This window comes from Tenacibaculum sp. (assembly GCF_048269885.1).
In the GTDB taxonomy this organism is placed as follows: Bacteria; Bacteroidota; Bacteroidia; order Flavobacteriales; family Flavobacteriaceae; genus Polaribacter.
The window spans coordinates 175,470-192,353 of record NZ_JBLWTZ010000006.1 but is presented as its reverse complement, the minus strand read 5'-3'; the positions used below and the strand labels follow the sequence as shown (position 1 = coordinate 192,353).

The window sequence follows — 16,884 nt, the reverse complement described above, 5'->3', positions numbered from 1 at the left end:
AGCGGTGTGTAATAAGCTACTAAAACAAGCTTTTGCTATTGTAAAAAGTGGTTTGCCTTATGACGCAAATTATAAAAGTACGTTTGTTTAAAAAAGTATAAAATGTACTTGTTTTTTACCTCAGTTCTTTGTTGTACTGCGTTTTATTTATTTTATAATAAACAGAGTTTTCAATTCCTTTACAACTATCATTTTTCCAAAAATTCATTTTCAGTTTTTCTAAAACTCTAACAGAAGCTTTATTGTCAATTGAAGCTCGCCCAATGATTTCATCAATCTTTAAATTGTTGAATCCATAATCCAAAGAAGCTTTTGCAGATTCAGTTGCATATCCTTTTCCCCATTGACTTTTAAAAAAACGAAAGCCTAAGTCAATTAGCTTTTCATCATTTAGTTTTAAGCCACACCAACCTAAAAAATCGTTTGATTCTTTAGAAATTACAGCCCAACGACCAAATCCATTTATTTTATAGTCATTGTAATTTTTCAGGAATAATTCTGCATCAGAAATTGATGAAAAGGAGTTGTCTCCTGTGTATTGTAAAACTTCAGGATCAGAGTTTAAATTATAAAAATCTTCAGAATCCGAAATATCCAATTCACGCAACAATAGTCTATCTGATTCAATTATTTTTTTCATTTCTTAATGCAGTACAACGGTTGGGCTATGAGCAGTAGCGTCCCGCAGGGTGCTATTGCTTATAGGTTTTGTTAGCTACAGATTTTTTATCTCATCATATATTTTCTCATTCTTCTATCGAGCATTTGGGTTCTATCATGAATTTCACTCATTCTCATGACCAAATCCATAAATTCTTCGTCCACTGGCATTTTCTCTCCGCTATACCTGTCAACAAGTTCTTTTAAGCGGTAAATCATGTGTTCCAATTCTTTATTGAAGTGCCTATACTCATCGTAAAATATCATAGCACGTTTATCCCCTCTTTCTCTTAACACATCATTTAAATAATCAGGTGGAAGGAGTACCTCTGGCGAACGGAGAATTTTTTGATTGATTCTCGTTAATTCGAGAAGTTCTTCAAGAATTTCCTGCTTTTCTTTTTCAGGTTCTTCAGTATCCGCTTCTTCAGTTTTGAATTCTTCAGTTACTTTTTTAAGTTCTTCTTGAAGTGTTGGATACCATGCTTTAAATGCCTTTTCTACCATTTCATCACTTAGCTTAGTATCTCCACATGCTTTATTGATTGTCTTAATCAACTTCAAAACATCTTCTTCATTATGAACTGTTGACTGGAATTGAAGAATTGGTCCATTTATTTCGGATCTTTTAATATCAAAAAGGAAGGGGCTGACGTAAGACTTTTCAAGTTTCTTTGATAATGCTCCAGCTTCAAATGTTAGCCAAGGGGCATGAAGATTTTCTTTAGTCACACATAGAATACCAAACCCTGAATCTTCAAGTTCTTTTGCAATATCAGTACTCCATCGAGCACCTTTATCTATATCTTCTGAACTTACATAAGGTTGAATTGATTGGATTACTGATGGCAACCAATCTCTGAGAGTCAATGCAACTCTATGGCTTTTACTTCCTGACCAACTTAGAAATACTTTCATTTATCGTTTGTTTTAATTGTAGCTAACGATTAGTATATGGCAAGTAGGGCAATAGAAAGCGATAAACTTTCAAGTTTGCACTGAGCCAAATCGTTGTATTTTGTTTTTACCTTATTCATTTTAAAAGCCAAATCAACGATTTGGCGGTGATAGTAAATAGCACTAAACTTTCGTAAACCACTGAATGCCCTATTTGCTATATACCGTGTTGTAACCAGTTTTTTTACTGATTTCATATCTTCTGTCCGTGCAGTTGTCTGCTTCATTAAAGAATTCTTTTTTCGCAGTCATAAACTTTTCTAAAATTTTAACTGAATTCAAATTTCGGGTATCGACATCTGCTGTTATTTTATCCATTTTCATTTGGTCAAAACCATAATTAAGAAGTCCAACTGTTACTTCTGTACCATAGCCTTTTTTCCAATACTTTTCTCGCAATCTATAACCAATTTCATCTTCATTCTCATTGTTTTTTAGAAAAGCGCAAAGTCCAATGAAATTATTTTCAGATTTTAATTCTATTGCCCAAACTGATATTTCAGGTTGATTAAGAAAGTTGTTTAGATGGTTATTACTTTCCTCTTTAGTCATAACCTTTCTTGGGATGGGGTTCATAACATTGGGATTTCCCATCATATCAAAATAATCTTCGGAATCTTCCTTTTTGAGAGTTCTAATTAAAAGTCTATTTGTTTCAAAAATGTTCACTACTGTTCAGTGGATTGTTTTAATTGGTTACAACTCGTTATATACCAAGCTTTAGTTCTTTTATCCCGATAAAAACATGGGATATCATAAAGTATAGATTTTTTTATACACTGTCAAATATATCAAAACCAACACTTTATTAAAAGTAAAGTTATTGTTATTTGTTAATTAATTATAAAAGCTAATTGTTTTACAATTCTTACGAACCTAATACAAAGTATTTATAAACTCTTACGGAATCCCATAAGCTCAGCTATTTAGGGAATAAAAGATGTTTTAAGTGCCATTAAAGGTTACACGGTCGCTGATATCACGGCATGCTCCGAAGACACTACGGCATGGGTCGCTAATATCACGGCATGTTCTCTGCTTTTACATCTGTATAGATTCAACCCAACATTCTCTGTATACTTATGAGCGGACGCTGCCTTTGATAGTAAAAAATAAACCTCATACTAACAAACCAAAAAAAGGCTATATAGTATGAGGTTTCCCCTAAGTTATTAATTCGTTTAAAGTAACAACTATCGTGAATTATTCTTCAGTAGTTACTTTTTTAAAGCGCATCATGGTTACATCGTCCATCAATAAGTTTAGTTTTCCTTCTATGTCAAAACTATACTTGTTTATTTTTTTAATGGTTTTTAAAAACTCTTGTTCTCCTTGTCCGCAGTACATCATAGTTGTTGGTCCTGGTTCTCCAAAAGAAATTGCATTTTCTTCTCCTAACGTAAATTCAGCAGCATACCCGTTACAACCGTTATTTCCTGTAGCTTTGTTTGTTTCTTTATCAAACGTAAGTTGTGGTTTTTTATCAGGAAACAATCCTTCAAAAGCAATTCTAGGTCCAGAAATGTATTCTAGTTCCCAAGTGGTTCCGTATAATTGTTCAGCAGTATCTTTTTTAGCACAAGACACTGTAATTAATAGGATTACTGCGAATACAAATGATAGTTTTTTCATACTATGTAAGTTTAGTTATTAGTGTTCAATTCAGTTGAGTTTTTTACTACAAATTTTCTTGATGCTTCACCATCTACCAATTTGTAAGTAATTTGTCTGGTACCACCAGTAGGGTTGGCATTAGTATCGTCTTCTTTATAAATAGGAAAACGTTGCGCTAAGGTTGTTTCAATAATGGTAAACTCATCGTGCCCCATATATCCCTTGCTTAATTCTTTATTATCGGTAATAGGAGGGAAGTATATTTGACTCATCGATTTTTTATTGTTTACTGAAAATCCTATTACATTTCCGTAGCTTCCACTTCCGTCAGATTTTGTGTAGATTAATACTTCTGGAGAACCATCAGAATTTAAATCTTCAATTTCAGCATCTACAACATTACCGTCAATTGTTTGAGTAACGGCGAAATTGTCAATTTCTAATCCGTAAGGAGTAACCGTTAATTCAGTTTCCATTCCATTTTTTTGAGTAGCAATGCTAAAACTAATTCCTTGTAAGGTTACATTTTTTCTAAAAATAGTTTTGTCTATTTGTGTTTGGTCAAGGTTTCCTTCAATTTTATGATAAGAACCCGCAAGACTTCCTCCACCTGAACAGTAAAAGTTTAATAAACTATTATCTTCTTTGTTTGCCGTTGCAATAGAAATTTGTTTGTTTTTAAAAGAAAAAACTACAGTTTTACCATTTATGTCAGTTGTATACGTGCTGTCATTTGTTTTTTCCGCAAGAGCGTCAAAAGTACAGGTAGGTTTTTTCTTGTCAGCACGTGAGCGAACAGCAATTTTTATATTGTCATTTGCGGAAGGTCTTACAGCAACTGAAACCCAGTCGTACCCTTCGTTTCTTTTTTCGTATTCTGATGAAACGTAGTTTCCTGTAACATCAGTCATAGTAGCTGCTGTTTCTTGTTTAACAGTTTCTTGTGTATCTGTTTTTTTTGCTTCGTTTTTACAGCTAACCATCGCTAAAAAAGCCATTCCTAGTAGTGCTGAATTGGTAAGTTTTATCATGCTATTTTATGTTTTTTGCTTCTAAATAACAATAAATATACCATTAAAGATATGAAAAAACGTTTTAAGAAAACCTTAAGATTCTTGTTTTTTAGTAGGTTGATATTGTAGCGTATAGGTTTAATAACGTTTTTTGAGAGTATAAAAAAAGACCGCCAAAACCTAATTTGACGATCTTTTAAACAAACAACTAAATTCTAAAACCTATAAAAGTTGAAGAAAATTTTTCTATTTTTTTAGAAGCAGTATTTATTTTCTGCTTTTAATTTTTCTGCGATTGTGTCACGTAACTCAACTACGTTAGGGTAGTTTGCATACTTTGTAAAACGCTTAAGTCCCATTAACATCATGCGTTGCTCATCACCTTCAGCGAAAGAAATAATTCCTTCTCTTGCGCTTTTAGTAATAATTTCTACAGCATTGTATAAGTATAACTTAGCCATTGCAATCTGTTCTTTTTGAGCCTCTTCACCAAAACGCTTCGCGTTCTTTTCAGTTCTTAAAATTCCAGATTCTGCCATGTATATTTCAATTAAAATATTTGAAGCAGCCGTTAATAACTGTTGGTGTTGCTCTAACTCTGGTCCAAATTTTTGTAAAGCAGCTCCTGCAACCATTAAGAATACTTTCTTAAGTTTAGCAAGGATTTCTTTTTCTTCTGAGAATAATTCAGAATAATCTGGAGTATCGAAAGAAGGAATTCCCATTAATTCGTTTTGAACTGCCATTGCAGGATTTAATAAATCTACATGACCTTTCATTGCTTTTTTAACTAACATTCCTACCGATAATAAACGGTTAATTTCGTTAGTACCTTCGTAGATACGAGCAATACGAGCATCTCTCCAAGCAGACTCCATTGGAGTTTCTTCAGAGAATCCCATACCTCCGTAAATTTGGATTCCTTCATCAGCACAGTTTTGTACGTCTTCAGAAACCGCTACTTTTAAGATAGAACATTCAATAGCGTATTCTTCAACGCCTTTTAATTCTGCTTCTTGATGAGAGTTTCCTTCTGACTCACGAATCGCGATTCTGTCTTCAATATTTTTAGCAGCTCTGTATGATGCAGACTCACCAACATAAGCATTGGTAGCCATTTCAGCTAATTTCATTTTAATAGCTCCGAACTCAGCAATAGGAGTTTTAAATTGCTTACGCTCGTTAGCATAGTTTACAGCGTGAGTTATAATTCTTCTTTGAGAATCTAAACAAGCTCCTGCTAATTTGATACGACCAACGTTTAAGGCGTTCATTGCAATTTTGAATCCACCACCACGAACAGATAACATGTTTTCAACAGGAATTAAGGTATCGTTGAAAAATACCTGACGAGTAGAAGAGGCACGAATACCTAATTTGTGTTCTTCTTCTCCTAAAGTTACTCCGTTAGGATTGTTTTTATCATATTCTAAGATAAAACCAGTAATGTTTTTATCGTCTTCGATACGAGCAAAAACGATGAAGATTTCAGCAAAACCTGCATTCGAAATCCACATTTTTTGTCCGTTAATTTTATAATGCTTTCCGTCTTCAGTTAACTCAGCAGTAGTTTTACCTGAGTTCGCATCCGATCCTGCTCCTGGTTCTGTTAAACAGTAAGCTCCAAAACGCTCTCCCATTGCTAAAGCAGGAACGTATTTTTGCTTTTGCTCTTCAGTACCGTATAAGGTAATTGGCATCGTACCAATACCTGTATGCGCACCAAAAGCTGTACTAAAAGATCCAGTTCCACTTGAAATGTAATCACATGTTAACATGGTAGAAACGAATCCCATTCCTAATCCGCCATAAGCTTCAGGAACCGCCACCCCTAAAAATCCTAATTCACCAGCTTTACGCATCGTTTCTTCGGTAAGTGCATAATCTTTCTTTTCGAAACGTTCTTTATGAGGAATGATTTCACGGTCGTTAAATTCTTTAACTGCATCACGCATCATTGTTTGCTCTTCTGAAAAATCTTCAGGAGTAAATATATCTTCACATGTTGTTTCTTTTACTAAGAACTGCCCTCCGCGTAAAAGATCTTTTGTTAATTCTGACATAGTATATTAGATTTTAAGATTCAAGAGCCAAGAGTCAAGACTTATTCAGACCAGATTGGAAACTTGAAATCATTTTTTGTATTGACTTAATTTTTTGTTCTAATTCTTTAAACTTTTCTTCAGATAGGTAGCTTTCATTAAAAGCAATAATTAATTGTGTTTCCCATTCAAATGAAGAACCTAAGCTATCTTCTAAATATTTATTAAAATGTTTGTTAGTGCTTTTACTTGAACCCTCAGCTATGTTAGAAGGAATAGAAACAGCACATCTATTCATCTGAGAAACCAAGCCAAACTTTTCAAAGTCTGGAAAGGTTCTAGTTAATTTATAAGAATCAGAAACTAAATTCATGCTTTCAGTCCAAATTTTTAATTTTTTGAAATTGTGCATCGTCTTGTTTCTTGATTCTAATAGTCTTGTTTCTTAATTTAGGAATTCAAAAATACCAGCAGCACCTTGACCAGTACCTACACACATGGTTACCATTCCGTATTTGTTATTCATGTTACGCTTACGCATTTCATCAAATAACTGAACAGATAGTTTACCACCAGTACATCCTAATGGGTGACCTAAAGCAATTGCTCCACCATTTACGTTAACGATATCCGGATTTAATCCTAATTCGCGAATAACTGCTAACGATTGTGAAGCAAACGCTTCATTTAGCTCAATTAATTCAATATCACTTTGTTGTAAACCTGCTTGTTTTAATGCTTTTGGAATAGCGGCTACAGGACCAATTCCCATAATACGAGGTGGTACTCCTGCTGCTGCATAACTTACTAAACGAGCTTCTGGTTGAATACCTAGCTCTTTTACCATATCTTCACTCATTACCATAACAAAGGCAGCTCCATCACTTGTTTGTGATGAGTTCCCAGCAGTAACAGAACCATTAGCAGCAAATACTGGACGTAATCTTGCTAAGGCTTCTACGCTGGTTCCACGACGTGGACCTTCGTCTTTAGTAACGGTGTAATTTCTTGTTGCACGTTTTCCGTTTCCATCAATGTAAGTTTCTTCCACATCAATTGGAGCTATTTGATCTTGGAAACGATCGCTATCTAATGCTTTTAAAGCTTTCATATGCGATTCGTATGCAAATTGATCTTGATCTGCACGAGATACATTGTATTGTTGCGCTACTGCTTCAGCAGTATTCCCCATTCCCCAATAGTAATCTTCGTGACCTGCATTTACGATATCGTAGTTTAATTCTGGTTTAAAACCTGTCATTGGTACAGAACTCATGCTTTCTGCTCCACCAGCAATAATACACTCTGCCATTCCAGATTGAATTTTTGCTACTGCCATACCAATAGTTTCTAATCCTGATGAACAGAAACGGTTTACGGTAACTCCAGGAACATCGACAGAATCTAATCCGATTAACGAAATAATCCTTGCCATGTTTAATCCTTGAGAACCTTCTGGCATCGCGTTACCAACAATAACATCGTCGATACGCTTTACATCGAATTCTGGCAACTTACCCATCATATATTTGATGGTCTCAGCAGCTAATTCGTCAGCTCTTTTAAATCTGAACACACCTTTTTTAGATTTCCCTACGGCGGTTCTATATCCTTTTACTATATATGCTGTTTTCATATTTTCTTGCTTTTGGCTATTGGCTTTTAGCTATTGGCTAACAGCTAGAGGCTAATAGCATAGTAATTTTAATTACGTAAAGGTTTACCAGTTTTTAACATATGCTGAATACGCTCTAACGTTTTTCTTTCAGTAGTTAAACTTAAGAAAGCTTCACGTTCAAGGTCTAATAAATACTGCTCAGTAACTTTTGTTGGTTCTGATAAATCTCCTCCAGCCATTACATAGGCTAGTTTGTTTGCAATTTTCTGATCGTGTTCAGAAATATATTTAGAAGCTTCCATAGAGTCTGTTCCTACTAAGAACATTCCTAAGGCTTGCTTACCTAATACTAAAACATCTTTACGTTTTACTGGTTGTGTATAACCTGCTTCTGCTAATAACACAGCGTGCTTTTTAGCTTCTGCAATTTGACGGTCTTTATTTACCACCACAACATCTTTTCCTTTTTGTAGTAAGTTTAAGTCGTATGCTTCATAAGCTGAAGTTGCCACTTTAGCCATACCAATAGTTAAGAAGTGCTCTTGTAATACGTTTAATTGAACATCACCCGTGTGGAATAAGTCTTGAGCTCTTAACGCCATTTCTTTTGATCCACCACCACCAGGAATTACTCCAACTCCAAACTCTACCAATCCGATGTAAGTTTCAGCAGCAGCAACTACTTTATCAGCGTGTAATGATAATTCACATCCACCACCTAACGCCATTCCGTGAGGAGCAGCAATCGTAGGAATTGCAGAGTAACGCATACGCATCATGGTATCTTGGAAATACTTGATCGCCATGTTTAATTCGTCGTACTCTTGCTCAACAGCCATCATAAAAATCATTCCGATGTTGGCACCTACTGAGAAGTTTGCAGCTTGGTTACCAATTACTAATCCTTGGAAGTCTTTTTCAGCTAAATCAACTGCTTTGTTTAATCCAGCTAACACATCACCACCAATGGTATTCATTTTAGATTGGAATTCACAGTTTAGGATTCCGTCTCCTAAATCTTCAATTACAACTCCAGAGTTTTTGAATACCTCAGTAGTTTTACGAATGTTATCTAAGATGATAAATGAATCTTGTCCTGGTTTTTTAACTTGTGCTTTTGCAGGTACATCGTAGTAATATGTTGCACCGTCTTTAACTGTATAGAAAGAGGTTTGACCACTAGCCAACATCTCTTTTATCCACAAGGCAGGTTCTGCCCCTTCAGCTTTCATTAATTCGATACCCTTTTCAACTCCTACAGCATCCCAAATTTCGAAAGGACCATTTTCCCATCCGAAACCAGCTTTCATGGCATCGTCAATTCTGTATAATTCGTCAGAAATTTCTGGAATTCTATTTTGAACATAGGCAAACATTGCTGCGAAGTTCTTACGGTAGAATTCTCCCGCTTTATCTTTTCCGCCAACTAATACTTTAAATCGGTCAATTGGCTTATCGATTGTCTTTGTTAATTCTAAGGTAGCAAATTTTGCTTTTTTAGACGGACGGTATTCCATCGTATCTAAATCTAAGGCTAAAATTTCACGCTTTCCTTCAGCATTGGTTGTTTTTTTGTAAAAACCTTGCTTGGTTTTGTTTCCTAACCACTTGTTTTCCATCATTGTGTTGATGAAATCTGGCAACTTAAATAAATCGTGAGCTTCGTCGTTAGGACAGTTTTCGTAGATTCCGTTAGCAACATGCACTAAAGTATCTAATCCAACAACATCAACAGTACGGAAAGTAGCCGATTTAGGACGTCCAATAACTGGACCAGTTAATTTATCAACCTCTTCAATAGTTAAGCCTAATTCTTTTACTTGGTGGAATAACGATTGGATTCCGAAGATACCGATACGGTTACCAATAAATGCTGGTGTATCTTTTGCTAATACTGAAGTTTTTCCTAAGAATTTAGAACCATAATCCATTAAGAAGTCTGTAACTTCTTGTTTACAATCAGGTCCTGGAACAACTTCAAATAATTTTAAATAACGAGGAGGGTTAAAAAAGTGCGTTACCGCAAAGTGCTTACGAAAATCTTCACTACGTCCTTCGTTCATAAACTTAATAGGAATCCCTGAAGTGTTGGTAGAAATAATAGTACCAGGCGTACGGTATTTTTCAACTTGCTCAAAAACACTTTGTTTAATGTCTAAGCGCTCAACAACTACCTCCATAATCCAATCTACATCTTTTACTTTGTGTAAATCGTCCTCAAGATTTCCAGTAGTAATTCTATCTGCAAATTTTTGATTGTAGATAGGTGATGGTTTCGACTTTAACGAAGCAGCCAAAGCATCATTTACCAAACGGTTACGAACTACTTTGTCTTCTAAGGTGAGTCCTTTTGCTTTTTCTTTGTCGTTAAGTTCTCTTGGAACGATGTCCAAAAGCAATACTTCCACGCCAATGTTAGCAAAATGACATGCAATACCTGATCCCATGATACCAGAACCGATAATTGCTACTTTTTTAATTCTTCTTGCCATTTGTTTGTTGGTTTGTTTTATACAGCTTTATTGTCAATATCATCTTCGTATATTAACTTATCTGTAATTAGTTTGTTTATTGTTGTTGTTACTTTAAAGAAGCTATCTAATTCTTCTTCAGTAATATGTTCTCTTACCTTATTATTGAATTGGTATACGTGTCCTTTTGAAACTTCTCGCATTTCTTTACCGTATCCGGTAAGTTTTAAAATAACGCTTCTACCATCATTAGGATTTTTCTCGCGACATATAACTCCCTTATCTTCCATAGTTTTTAATAAACGAGAAAGACTTGTAGGTTCCATTCCCATTAACGGACCCAATGCAGTTGAAGGGGTGCCGTTTTCAGAATCGATATTCAATAAAGCAAAAGCCGTGGCCATTGTGCTATCGTGCTTTGCAGCTTGCTCGTTGTACATTTTTGCAACGGCTTGCCACGTGGCTCTTAATTGGTGATCTATTGATTTATCCTTGTCCATGGATGCCAAATATATAAAATTTTATTATGCATGCATAGTATTTTGTAAAAAAGTTATGCATGCATAATAAAATTAACAAAAAATTAATCTTGTAACGTTTAGAGCGAAGCGTATACTAATTGAGTATAAAAATATGTAAGTTTGTCACTGCTGTTTTTAAATAAACGGCAATTAATCAACTATAAAATCTATGAACAATTTATTAGAAATTAACAATGTAGTAAAACGTTATGGCGATTATACTGCGTTAAATAATGTGTCGATGCACATTCCTAAAGGAAGTGTTTTTGGTTTGTTAGGACCTAATGGAGCAGGGAAAACCTCGCTTATTAGAATTATCAACCAAATAACAATGCCTGATGCCGGTGAAATTATATTAGATGGAGAAAAGTTAGCTCCAAATCATATAGAACATATAGGGTATTTACCAGAAGAAAGAGGGTTGTATAAAAGTATGAAGGTAGGAGAGCAAGCATTGTACCTTGCTCAATTAAAAGGGTTGAGTAAATCGGAAGCTAAAAAGCGATTGAAATATTGGTTTGATAAATTTGATATAGGGGCTTGGTGGAATAAAAAGATTGAAGAGTTATCTAAAGGAATGGCGCAGAAGGTGCAGTTTATAGTAACGGTACTACATCAGCCTAAATTATTAATTTTTGATGAGCCTTTTTCTGGGTTCGATCCTATCAATGCCCAACTAATAGCAAAAGAAATATTACAGTTGCGTGATGAAGGAGCTACCATCATTTTTTCTACCCATAGAATGGAGTCTGTTGAGGAGATGTGTGATTATATAGCGTTGATTAATAAGTCGAATAAAATTTTAGATGGTAAGCTAGAAGATATTAAAAAGGAGTTTAGAACAAATACGTTTCAGGTTGGATTAGCAACGTCTAATTCAAAAGAAGTAGAGCAAAAGCTTAAAGAAAACTTCGAGGTCTTACCGGCAGATTTCAAACTGTTAAACGAAGGATTAAAACTGAATGTAAAATTGACCAACGGAAGTTCTCCAAACGATTTGTTATCGTATTTAACAACTCAAGGGCAAGTACAACATTTTGTCGAGTTAGTGCCAAGTGCCAATGATATTTTTATTCAAGCAATCCATAAAAACAGTTAAGCAATGAAAAGATTACGATTAATTATAGAACGCGAATTTATAGCTAAGGTTAGAAATAAGTCGTTTATCGTCATGACTTTCTTAAGTCCACTGTTAATGATTGGTATGGGAGCTTTGGTATTTTTCTTAATGAAAAAGAATGATGAGAAGGTTAAGAAAATAGTATATGTTGATGAGTCGGGAATGTTCTCTAAAGATATTTTTAAAGATTCAAAAACAGTAAAGTACGAGGATTTTACCGCTTTAGGAATAGAAGATTCTAAAAAGAAGGTAGAAGATGGTGATTATTACGGGGCTTTATACATTCCGAAACAAGATAGTTTAGAGGTATTGGCAAAATCGATTGAGTTTTTCTCGAAAGATTCACCAAGTATGTCTGTCATGGAAAGTTTAGAGGATAAAATAGATAAGGAGTTACGTCATAAAAAATTAACCAGCTTCGGAATTGATATTGCACATATTGAAGAATCGAAAATAGCTTCAGAAATAAAAATGTTGAATTTTTCTGGTGAAAAATCTTCAAAATTAATCAACGGATTAAAAATAGGTGTAGGAGCTATCGCAGGATATTTGCTAATGATGTTTGTGATGATTTACGGAACATCGGTAATGCGTAGTGTTATTGAAGAAAAAACAAGTAGAATTATAGAGGTAATCGTTTCTTCTGTAAAACCTTTTCAATTAATGTTAGGAAAGATTATAGGAAATGCATCAGCTGGATTATTACAATTCTTTATTTGGGGGATTTTATTTTTAGTGTTCAGTCTAGTAGCTTCTTCATTCTTTGGAGTTGATATGATGGAAATGCAGTCAGCAAAAGTATCACCAGAACAAATGGAAGCTATTCAGCAAACTGCAACCAATAAAGGAGAAATGATTGTGCAAGAAATTTTTAGGTTGCCTTTAGTAAAAATGTTCTTCTTATTCATTTTCTATTTCTTAGGAGGATACATGCTATATAGTTCGTTGTTTGCAGCTGTAGGTGCAGCGGTAGATAATGAAACGGATACGCAACAATTTATGATGCCTATTATGTTACCGTTAATTTTAGCAGTATATGTAGGGTTTGCAACAGTAATTAATGATCCTCACGGACCAGTATCGGTTGTATTCTCTTATATACCTTTTACATCTCCAATAGTGATGTTAATGAGAATTCCGTTTGGAGTTGCTTGGTGGGAAATAGCGCTTTCTATGTTGCTATTAATTCTTACTTTTATAGTGATTGTATGGATTGCAGCAAAAATTTATCGAGTAGGTATTTTAATGTACGGTAAAAAGGCAACTTACAAAGATTTATGGAAGTGGATTCGTTACAATGGGTAATTATCATCTATGGAATAAATGATAGTATTTAACTCGTAGTAATACTCGAAAATGTTTAGATAGTAAATCGTATCTGATCATTAAAAAAGAACTAACAGATGAAAGAAATAATAAAAGAAATAACCGATTTTCTAAATCTTAGAATTCCTGTAGGAGGGAAAGAGGTAGACTTTACTATAAAAACAGTTTTGTTCTTAATACTTGGTTTAATTCTTGTGAAAATTTTACTGAAGTACTTAAAAAAACTAGCAAAAAGTAAATTAGAACAAGAAGACAAGAATAAGTTTGATACTATTTTCTCTTTTACTAGTTGGTTGGTTTACGTCGTTGTTTTTTCAATAGCGTTAAGCTCAGCAGGAGTTAATTTAAGCGCCATCTTAGTAGCATCTTCTGCCTTATTAATAGGTATTGGTTTGGCTTTGCAAACTTTTTTTCAAGATATAATATCTGGAATTTTTATTATCCTTGATAAAAGTGTTCATGTAGGTGATATTATAGAGCTAGATGACAAAGTTGGTAGAGTAGAAGAAATAAAGTTAAGAACTACCAGAGCCGTAACAATTGATAATAAAGTATTGGTTATTCCTAATCATAAGTATTTATCAAATAGTTTATACAATTGGACACAGAATGGTACTACAACTAGAGAAAGTGTAACCGTTGGGGTTGCATATGGTAGTGATGTGGCTTTGGTTAAAAAACTATTGACGCAAGCGGCTAGTGAACACCCAAAAGTGTATCAGCATCCAGCTCCTTTAGTGCTCTTTGAAAATTTTGGAGATAGTTCGTTAAACTTTAAATTGATTTTTACATTAAATGATAGTTTTCAGGCAGCAATACCTAAAAGCGATATACGATTTAAAATAGACGAACTGTTTAGAGAGCATAATATCAGTATTCCGTTCCCTCAAAGAGATATACATATTGTGGATGCTAAAGGGATACGTTTTGAATCTCCTAAAAAAGAGGTACTCCAAAACAATCAGAAAGAAATTGAAAGTAAAGAGCAAGGAAACTCTAAAGAAGAACTAAATAATTAAGGTAAAAAACATTTGGCTTGCTTTTTGAATTGTAATCACCAATAGTTCTTTCTTGTTGTAAAGAGTGTGTTAATAAAGTAACGTTAATAGATGTAGAAAACGAAATAGGTGAGCTTAAAAAATGATTTCTGGTTTTAAGAACTCATTAAATCAGTCTTTTTTCTTTTGGTCTTGCATCTAAAAGTCTAAAATATGAGTAAAATATTAATAATTGAAGATGAGGCTGCAATTCGCAGAGTATTAAAAAAAATTATTTCTGAAGAAAATGATTCCTACGAAGTTGAAGAAGCTGAAGATGGTTTGGAAGGAATTGAAATGATAAAGAAAACAGATTACGATTTGGTTTTATGCGATATTAAAATGCCAAAAATGGACGGTGTTGAGGTATTGGAAAAAGCCAGAAAGTTAAAACCTGAAATACCAATGGTGATGATTTCTGGTCATGGTGATTTAGATACCGCAGTAAATACTATGCGTTTAGGAGCCTTTGATTATATTTCAAAACCACCAGATTTAAACCGTTTATTGAATACCGTAAGAAATGCTTTAGATAAAAAGGAGTTGGTAGTAGAAAATAAGCGTTTGAAAAAGAAGGTGAGTAAGAATTATGAAATGATTGGAGAAAGTGATGCCATTACTCATATTAAAGATATGATTGAGAAAGTATCCGCTACCGATGCTAGAGTTTTAATTACCGGGCCTAATGGAACAGGAAAAGAATTGGTAGCACATTGGCTACACGAAAAATCTGAACGTTCTAAAGCTTCAATGATTGAGGTGAATTGTGCAGCTATTCCATCAGAATTAATAGAAAGTGAGTTATTTGGACATGTAAAAGGGAGTTTTACAGGCGCTAACAAAGATAGAGCAGGGAAGTTTGAGGCGGCAAATGGCGGGACTATTTTCTTAGATGAAATTGGTGATATGAGTTTGTCGGCACAAGCAAAGGTATTGCGTGCATTACAAGAAAATCGTATTCAACGTGTAGGGTCAGATAAAGATATAAAAGTAAATGTACGTGTAGTTGCAGCAACGAACAAAGATTTAAAAACAGAAATAGAAGAAGGACGTTTCCGTGAAGATTTATACCATCGTTTGGCAGTGATTTTAATTAAGGTTCCTGCATTGAATGATAGAAGAGAAGATATTCCGTTATTAGTAGATTTCTTTGCTAAGAAAATTTCTGAAGAACAAGGAATGCCTAAGAAAGGGTTTTCTAAAGATGCAATTAAATTATTACAAGAGTATGATTGGACAGGAAATATTAGAGAGTTGCGAAATGTAGTTGAACGTTTACTCATTTTAGGAGAAAAAGAAGTTTCAAAAAATGATGTACAGCTATTTGCTAGTAAATAAACAAGAGTAAAAAAAGACCTGAGTTCACTGAACTCAGGTCTTTTTTTATGTTATTTTATAATTTTTTTTGCCAAACGATATGCTCCTATTTTTCCTACTGCTTCAAATACCGTTTTAAACCAGTTGCCAAAAGACAGGTCTTCTTTAAATTGCTCTTTTACAAGTTTTATTTCTTCCAGAGAAATATCTCGTTTAAGTTTTAACAACCTTAATTCTCTAGTTATTTCTTTATTGCTGTTATAAGACTTGCTCATCATCAAAATATTTTTTAGATAAATTCTTAATTACAAAATTTTCAACGGTAGTTCTTAAACTATAAGCTATTATTGCAAGCACCATAAATAACAAGGCTACAAGTAAGTACCCTAAAACTACGTTGTTTAAATAACTACCAAGGGTAGCTGAAAGTGTAACCGCTAAAAAAACAAAAGCAATAAGTAGAAAGATACCTATAATGGCAAAATTAAAAATTAAGCTTAGTGAAGAAGTTAGCACTTGAAAAATTTTTAATTTATAGTATTTTTCAGAGTTTTTAATATACTCTTCACACTTTTCAACTGCTTTTTCAGAATTGGTATGTAGTGATTTGAAAACAGACATTATTTAGTTTGTAATTTTTTGTTTTTGGCTTTTAACACTTTTAGTTTTTTTTCTAATTGAGAAATTACATCATCAGCCTTGTAACTAGCATCCGTAAAAATAGTATCTAATTTTTCTTCTAAAGTACTAGAACTGTTACTAAGTGATTCAGAAACACTGTTTTTTAGGTTCTCAGCTCGATGCGCTACTTCTTCTTTAAGATGTGTTGCTTCTGAAGCTATTGTGTCTCTTGCAGAAGCTGCACCATCTGCAATTTTTTGTCGTGTTTTACTTCCTTTATCAGGGGCGAATAACACACCCAATCCTGCTCCAACAGCCACTCCTACTAATAAACCAAAAATACTTTTATCGTTACTCATAATATGTTTATTTTAAATTATTAAATCGTTTCTGTAACAAAGATACTTCGAGACTAGGAGGTGTTTTAGCTCAATAAATTTAAATATTAACTCAATTACTGTTAGTAGCTTAGAAAAAAGAAAGGGTGAGTATTTTGTGAGTAGTAATTGAAACATAAAAATAAAAAGCTAGATTCTCTAATAAGAATCTAGCTTTCAATATGTTCAT

17 protein-coding genes are annotated in these 16,884 nt (G+C 33.9%); 4 read left to right on the top strand and 13 right to left on the bottom strand.

Translation table 11 applies throughout. The features are described 5' to 3' along the window. Positions 1–115: 115 nt before the first annotated feature. The 10 genes from ACN0WY_RS06725 to ACN0WY_RS06680 all read right to left on the bottom strand — a co-directional run bounded on the left by ACN0WY_RS06725 (position 116) and on the right by ACN0WY_RS06680 (position 10,875). The gene (locus ACN0WY_RS06725) at positions 116–640 is read right to left on the bottom strand and encodes a GNAT family N-acetyltransferase (RefSeq protein ID WP_417799884.1); all 525 of its coding nucleotides are present in this window, start codon (positions 638–640) and stop codon (positions 116–118) included. Positions 641–726: 86 nt separating this feature from the next. Continuing rightward, positions 727–1,578, bottom strand: coding sequence for a TIR domain-containing protein (locus ACN0WY_RS06720; protein ID WP_417799883.1), 852 nt, complete (start codon positions 1,576–1,578; stop codon positions 727–729). A gap of 189 nt (positions 1,579–1,767) precedes the next feature. Continuing rightward, positions 1,768–2,286 (bottom strand): GNAT family N-acetyltransferase, encoded by a 519-nt coding sequence (locus tag ACN0WY_RS06715; RefSeq protein ID WP_417799882.1) that lies wholly within the window; start codon positions 2,284–2,286, stop codon positions 1,768–1,770. Positions 2,287–2,820: 534 nt separating this feature from the next. Then, a complete protein-coding gene (locus tag ACN0WY_RS06710; protein WP_299006600.1) occupies positions 2,821–3,249 on the bottom strand; it encodes an META domain-containing protein in 429 nt (142 codons plus the stop codon). Positions 3,250–3,260: 11 nt separating this feature from the next. Continuing rightward, entirely contained in the window at positions 3,261–4,262 is a 1,002-nt protein-coding gene (locus tag ACN0WY_RS06705; protein ID WP_417799881.1) for a PliI family lysozyme inhibitor of I-type lysozyme, read from the bottom strand. A 236-nt stretch (positions 4,263–4,498) separates the two neighbouring features. Beyond that, the gene (locus ACN0WY_RS06700; RefSeq protein ID WP_330488693.1) at positions 4,499–6,307 is read right to left on the bottom strand and encodes an acyl-CoA dehydrogenase family protein; all 1,809 of its coding nucleotides are present in this window, start codon (positions 6,305–6,307) and stop codon (positions 4,499–4,501) included. A 34-nt stretch (positions 6,308–6,341) separates the two neighbouring features. Beyond that, entirely contained in the window at positions 6,342–6,698 is a 357-nt protein-coding gene (locus tag ACN0WY_RS06695) for a four helix bundle protein (RefSeq protein ID WP_073184577.1), read from the bottom strand. A 33-nt stretch (positions 6,699–6,731) separates the two neighbouring features. After that, positions 6,732–7,922: an acetyl-CoA C-acyltransferase gene (locus ACN0WY_RS06690; protein ID WP_408028136.1), complete on the bottom strand. Its 1,191-nt coding sequence runs from the start codon at positions 7,920–7,922 to the stop codon at positions 6,732–6,734. 68 nt (positions 7,923–7,990) lie between these two features. Further along, positions 7,991–10,396, bottom strand: coding sequence for a 3-hydroxyacyl-CoA dehydrogenase NAD-binding domain-containing protein (locus tag ACN0WY_RS06685; protein ID WP_417799880.1), 2,406 nt, complete (start codon positions 10,394–10,396; stop codon positions 7,991–7,993). 17 nt (positions 10,397–10,413) lie between these two features. After that, the gene (locus ACN0WY_RS06680) at positions 10,414–10,875 is read right to left on the bottom strand and encodes a MarR family winged helix-turn-helix transcriptional regulator (protein WP_417799879.1); all 462 of its coding nucleotides are present in this window, start codon (positions 10,873–10,875) and stop codon (positions 10,414–10,416) included. A 190-nt stretch (positions 10,876–11,065) separates the two neighbouring features. Here ACN0WY_RS06680 and ACN0WY_RS06675 point away from each other — a divergent pair, with 190 nt between their 5' ends. From ACN0WY_RS06675 to ACN0WY_RS06660, 4 genes are all read left to right on the top strand, one after another. Then, a complete protein-coding gene (locus ACN0WY_RS06675; protein WP_073184572.1) occupies positions 11,066–11,995 on the top strand; it encodes an ABC transporter ATP-binding protein in 930 nt (309 codons plus the stop codon). Positions 11,996–11,998: 3 nt separating this feature from the next. Then, positions 11,999–13,321 carry an ABC transporter permease gene (locus ACN0WY_RS06670; RefSeq protein ID WP_330488687.1) on the top strand — a complete coding sequence of 441 codons (1,323 nt, stop codon included), beginning with the start codon at positions 11,999–12,001 and terminating at the stop codon, positions 13,319–13,321. 98 nt (positions 13,322–13,419) lie between these two features. After that, a complete protein-coding gene (locus ACN0WY_RS06665; protein WP_330488686.1) occupies positions 13,420–14,361 on the top strand; it encodes a mechanosensitive ion channel family protein in 942 nt (313 codons plus the stop codon). Between the two features lie 192 nt (positions 14,362–14,553). Next, positions 14,554–15,717, top strand: a complete 1,164-nt coding sequence (locus ACN0WY_RS06660; protein WP_330488685.1) for a sigma-54 dependent transcriptional regulator — start codon at positions 14,554–14,556, stop codon at positions 15,715–15,717. 50 nt (positions 15,718–15,767) lie between these two features. Here the strand turns inward: ACN0WY_RS06660 and ACN0WY_RS06655 are convergent, their stop codons facing one another. From ACN0WY_RS06655 to ACN0WY_RS06645, 3 genes are read right to left on the bottom strand one after another with little or no spacing between them, the layout of a single operon-like run. Then, positions 15,768–15,974 (bottom strand): hypothetical protein, encoded by a 207-nt coding sequence (locus ACN0WY_RS06655; RefSeq protein ID WP_330488684.1) that lies wholly within the window; start codon positions 15,972–15,974, stop codon positions 15,768–15,770. Continuing rightward, on the bottom strand, positions 15,955–16,317 hold the full coding sequence (locus ACN0WY_RS06650; protein WP_330488683.1) for a hypothetical protein: 363 nt from the start codon (positions 16,315–16,317) through the stop codon (positions 15,955–15,957). The genes ACN0WY_RS06655 and ACN0WY_RS06650 overlap by 20 nt, the downstream gene beginning before the upstream one ends. Beyond that, on the bottom strand, positions 16,317–16,676 hold the full coding sequence (locus ACN0WY_RS06645; RefSeq protein ID WP_330488682.1) for a YtxH domain-containing protein: 360 nt from the start codon (positions 16,674–16,676) through the stop codon (positions 16,317–16,319). Before ACN0WY_RS06645 ends, ACN0WY_RS06650 begins: the two co-directional genes overlap by 1 nt. Positions 16,677–16,884 lie beyond the last annotated feature (208 nt).